Source organism: Mycobacterium sp. TH-M116 (assembly GCF_057473685.1).
This window is the reverse complement of record NZ_JBYCLC010000374.1, coordinates 1-4,754: the sequence shown is the minus strand read 5'-3', so window position 1 is coordinate 4,754 and position 4,754 is coordinate 1. Positions and strand designations below refer to the sequence as shown.

Here is a 4,754-nt window from a genome sequence, read left to right as displayed (position 1 = left end):
GGCCCGCCGGACGCAGGATGCGAGAGCGCGCGTCGAATCGGCGTGGGATCCATGACGGATCCCGAACCGGCTGTTCGCAGTGTCAAAGTCGGCTGGCAATCACCTGTGCTTCGGCGTTTCGAGTTGCCGGATCACCGCGAGTGAGGTTGATTGAGTCCATCCTCGTAGTGTCGCGGCGTCGGAATGCTCGCCCTCCACACGCCGGACACACGGTGGCGGTGGGACCCGCCATAACTGCGCGTCTTGTACAGACGGCCAATGGTTCCTGGGAACAGACCGGTGTCCGGTTCCCCATTGGTGGAGCCGGACGTGACGCGGAGGAACTCGAATGGCCCTCAAATGCCGGAGGGAAATGTCGCGGGTCTTGGCTTCCGACGGTCGACCGCACTTCCCTTCGCGGCGGCATATCAGCAACCGTCGTGGGCGTCCGCCGGCCACAAAACGCCCGCCGATCCCGATGAGTTCTGCTCTCCGATGTGGGCTTTGGCGGTCAGTTGGCGCATCGTTGCGACCCGGAGCCGCGGCGCAGGGTGCGGGTGCGCGAAACAACGAAGGCCTTGCTGCCACCACAACCTGATGAACCGGGCCGGCATCGTGCCGCGAGCCCCAGCCCTGAGCCCTTCGAATTGACACGTGAAAGTGAGAGAGCTGAGCATGTTCGAGCTGACCCTGGTCCTCGCCCTTGTCGTCGGCGTCGTGGTCGGCATACTCGGCAGCGGCGGAACCGTCATGTCAGTCCCGCTGCTGGCCTATGTCGCCGGGATGGACCCCAAGCAAGCCATCGCCACGGCGCACCTTGTCGTGGCGGTGACGAGCGCCGTCACCATCATCCCGTTCCTGCGGGCCGGCCGCATCCAATGGCGAACCGGGGCGCTGCTCGGTGGAGCCGGATTCGTCGGCGCCTACATCGGCGGCTTGCTGGCCCACTTTTTCAGCGGCGAGATCCTGTTGATCGGATTCGCCGGGATGGTGATCGTCACCGGTGCCGCGATGCTGCGCCCGCGCAAGAGAATCGTCGACGGCGAGGGCCACCGGCCGCTACCGATGGTCATACTCATCCTCGGCGGGCTGGCCATCGGATTGGTGTCCGGCCTGGTCGGGGCGGGCGGCGGCGTATTCGTCGTACCTTTCCTCACTCTGGTCGGCGGGGTTTCCATCACCTACGCCGTCGGTACTTCGTTGCTCGTCGTCACCCTGAACTCGTTCGCCGGCCTCGGCGGTTATCTGGCACACGTCCACATCGACGCCAAGCTGGCCACCGCGTTCACCGTGGTCACGGTGATCGGTGGACAGATTGGTGCCCACCTGCACGCGAGAGTCGACCCCAGCTTGCTGCGAAGGGCCTTTGGCTTCCTCGCCCTGACCATCGCGGCGGTCACCGTCGGCAAGGAGATCAACCCTGCGTCAGGCTTCACTGTGGCCGCGCTGGTAGGGCTGGCAGCCGCAATCATGCTCGTACACGCCCGCATGGAGCGGCGCGATCGAACCCGCGGGCCAGCATCCGATCGTCCCAGAGTCCCGCCGAACGGCACGGACCATCAGGCTCAGGAAGAAGTCAGCGAACTCGCGGATTCGCGGCGGCAACTTCGCGATGCATCGTGCGCCGGCCAACCCGAAGGCAACGAGGCCTAGTTGCGACGCCAGGGTCCGACGCCAGGATCCGACGCCAGGTCACCGATTGCGGATCCGGCCCACCGCCACCACGATGACCAGAACCCCCACACCGGCCAAAGACGCCATCACCACCGGCTTCTTGACGAATTCGACCGCTCGGCCCTTGATCTCGTCGGCGAGGCGACGGGGGTTGGCGCGCACGGCGAGCGTATCGACGGTGACCGCGAGCTGGTCGCGGGCGCGGTCGATCTCCTGCTTGATGATCTCGGGATCGCGATCGGCCACGTCTTTGTCCTCCAAGTCGCCCACTCTCCGGGTGATGCACCCGCCGGCACTACCCTAGAACAGCTGGCGCCGATGCCGACGCGGCGGTGAAGAGAAGGGGACGAACCTTGACCGAGACCACGCGACTGGCGCCGGGTGACAAAGCGCCCGCCTTCAGACTGCCCGACGCCGACGGCAACACGGTGTCGCTGGCCGACTACCAGGGACGCCGCGTCGTCGTGTACTTCTATCCGGCCGCCTCCACACCGGGATGCACCAAACAAGCCTGCGATTTCCGTGACAGCCTGCGCGAGCTCAACGAGGCCGGCCTCGACGTCGTCGGGATCTCCCCCGACAAGCCGGAGAAGCTGGCGAAGTTCCGGGACGCCGAGAAACTGACTTTCCCGCTGCTGTCCGATCCCGACCGCACGGTGCTGACGGCTTGGGGCGCCTACGGCGAGAAGCAGATGTATGGCAAGACCGTCCAGGGCGTGATCCGGTCCACCTTCGTCGTCGACGAAAAGGGGAAGATCGCCGTCGCCCAGTACAACGTCAAGGCCACCGGACACGTCGCCAAGCTGCGCCGCGACCTGTCGGTCTGATCAGGCCAGGTTCGCCAGCAGCAGCGCCTCGGCGATCGCCGCGCGTTCCAGAACACCCAGATGCAGGCTCTCGTTGATGCTGTGGGCCTGGGTGCCGGGATCCTCGACACCGGTCACCAGAATCTTGGCCTTCGGGAACGCCGCGGCGAACTCGGCGATGAAGGGAATCGAGCCGCCCATGCCCATGTCGATCGGTTCGGCGCCCCAGGCCCGCCGGAACGCCGACCGCGCGGCGTCATAGACCGGGCCGGTGGCGTCGATCGCGTAGGGCTGACCCACATCGCCGGGCGTGACGCGGACGTGCGCACCCCACGGCGCGTGCCGTTTCAGGTGCGCGGTCAACGCGTCGAGGTGTGCCGCGGCATCGCCGCCGGGGGCGACACGCATGCTGATCTTGGCCCGGGCCCGCGGGATCAGCGTGTTGGAGGCGGCGGCCACCGGCGTGGTGTCTATGCCGATCACCGTGATCGCCGGTTTGGCCCACATCCGCTGCGGCACCGAGCCCGTGCCGATCTCGGACACGCCGTCGAGCAGGCCGGAGTCGGCGCGGACGCGCCCGGCCGGATATTCGGGATAGTTCCGGCCTGCTCCGCCAGTTTTGGGGTCGGTCTCGTGCAATCCGGCCACGGCCACGTTGCCGTCGTCGTCGTGCAGGCTGGCCAACAGCCGCACCAGCACGCTGAGCGCGTCGGGTATCACTCCGCCCCACAGCCCCGAGTGCAGACCGTGGTCGAGCGTGGCCACCTCGACCACGCAGTCGGCCAGGCCGCGCAGCGACACCGTCAGCGACGGGACGTCGGTGCTCCAGTTGTCCGAATCGGCGATGACGATCACGTCGGCGGCCAGCGTCTCGCGGTGGGCGGCCAGCATCGCGCCCAGTGACGGCGACCCGGATTCCTCTTCGCCCTCGACGAAGACCGTCACCCCCACCGGCGGCTGCCCGCCGTGGGCCCTGAACGCCGCCAGATGTGTTGCAATCCCGGCCTTGTCGTCGGCGCTGCCGCGCCCGTAGAGCCGGCCGTCGCGCTCGGTCGGCTCGAACGGCGGCGAGATCCACTGGCTGCGATCGCCCTCGGGCTGCACGTCGTGGTGGGCGTAGAGCAGCACGGTGGGGGCGCCCGCCGGCGCCGGATGCCGGGCGATCACCGCCGGCGCGCCGCCCTCGCTGACGATGCGCACGTCGCCGAAACCGGCCTGCGACAACAGATCTGCGACTGCTTGGGCGCTGCGGTGCACCTCGGGCCGGCGGTCGGGGTCGGCCCACACCGATTCGATGCGCACCAGGTCCTCCAGGTAGCGCCGCACCGACGGCAACACGTCGTGCACGCGCTGAACCAGATCACCCATGGTCTCCCCTTTCTTCCACGTCTCGCCGTTTTCCGCGAGTTATTCCGCGACCTTGTCCGGGAGCTTGCCCGGGAGCTTGTCCGCGAGCAGACGCAAACGCCCCTCGTTCCCGGCGTGTCGCGGCGCTTTTGCGTCTGCTCGCCGGGGCTACGGCACCTCCAGGATCGCGACCGCGGCCGCGGTGTCGCCCTCGTGGGTCAGCGACACGTGGATCGTCACGTCGGCCAAGTGCTTGGCGATGTCGCCGCTCAACCGGACCCGCGGCCGCCCCCACATGTCGGTGACCACCTCGATATCGCGGTGGATGGCCTCGGGCAACACCGGCCGCTGCGCAAACCGCGACCCTGACCAGGCCTTGATCACCGCCTCCTTCGCGGCCCAGCGGGCCGCCAGGTGCCGCGCCGCCGACGAACTCTTGTCCGAGGCGTCCCGGCGCTCACCGGGGGTGAAGGTCTCCGAGAAGATCGTTCCGGGCTGGTCGACCTGCTCCGCGAAATCAGGAATGGAAACCAGGTCGATCCCCACTCCGACGATGCCCATGGGTCGCCAGGCTAACGGATGGGCCCGCCCGGCGACGATGCGGTCCGCGCAGCGGACCAAGGAGAAGCCGGGCCATGCTGCCCGGTCATCCCGCGGACACCTGGTACAGCCCGTCCTCACCGAGCCGGGCGGCGGGATTCAGCAGCATCGCCGCCTCCTGGCGTTTCTCCGGCGCATCGTGGTCGAAGCGGCGGTCCGGCGGCCGCTGATACATCGGCTCGCCGCCGGCGATCGCCGAGACCAGCCGGCGCTGACCGGCCAGCAGGCGCGCGTCCGCGCGACGCCGGTAATCGGCGCGCTGCCCGGGATCCAGCGACGCGATGAACGCCTGCGGGTGCACCAGCGCCACCAGCCCGGAGACGTGCCCGAAGCCCAGGCTGGTCAGCA

Annotated in this window: 5 protein-coding genes and 1 pseudogene; 2 read left to right on the top strand and 4 right to left on the bottom strand. The window is 68.4% G+C overall.

Annotated elements, in window-relative coordinates:
- Nucleotides 1–633 precede the first annotated feature (633 nt).
- Nucleotides 634–1,632, top strand: coding sequence for a sulfite exporter TauE/SafE family protein (locus tag AC2VOK_RS19415; RefSeq protein ID WP_428901919.1), 999 nt, complete (start codon nt 634–636; stop codon nt 1,630–1,632).
- 39 nt (nt 1,633–1,671) lie between these two features.
- Here the strand turns inward: AC2VOK_RS19415 and AC2VOK_RS19410 are convergent, their stop codons facing one another.
- The gene (locus AC2VOK_RS19410; protein ID WP_421529952.1) at nt 1,672–1,899 is read right to left on the bottom strand and encodes a DUF3618 domain-containing protein; all 228 of its coding nucleotides are present in this window, start codon (nt 1,897–1,899) and stop codon (nt 1,672–1,674) included.
- Between the two features lie 107 nt (nt 1,900–2,006).
- Here AC2VOK_RS19410 and bcp point away from each other — a divergent pair, with 107 nt between their 5' ends.
- Nucleotides 2,007–2,480 carry a thioredoxin-dependent thiol peroxidase gene (gene bcp, locus AC2VOK_RS19405; protein WP_428901918.1) on the top strand — a complete coding sequence of 158 codons (474 nt, stop codon included), beginning with the start codon at nt 2,007–2,009 and terminating at the stop codon, nt 2,478–2,480.
- Here the strand turns inward: bcp and AC2VOK_RS19400 are convergent.
- The 3 genes and pseudogenes from AC2VOK_RS19400 to AC2VOK_RS19390 all read right to left on the bottom strand — a co-directional run.
- A pseudogene (locus AC2VOK_RS19400) lies at nt 2,431–3,827 on the bottom strand (M20/M25/M40 family metallo-hydrolase). The gene bcp and the pseudogene AC2VOK_RS19400 overlap by 50 nt on opposite strands.
- A 147-nt stretch (nt 3,828–3,974) precedes the next feature.
- Nucleotides 3,975–4,367 carry a holo-ACP synthase AcpS gene (gene acpS, locus AC2VOK_RS19395; RefSeq protein WP_421529950.1) on the bottom strand — a complete coding sequence of 131 codons (393 nt, stop codon included), beginning with the start codon at nt 4,365–4,367 and terminating at the stop codon, nt 3,975–3,977.
- 85 nt (nt 4,368–4,452) lie between these two features.
- On the bottom strand, nt 4,453–4,754 hold a 302-nt coding region (locus AC2VOK_RS19390; RefSeq protein ID WP_428901917.1), incomplete at its 5' end, for a hypothetical protein.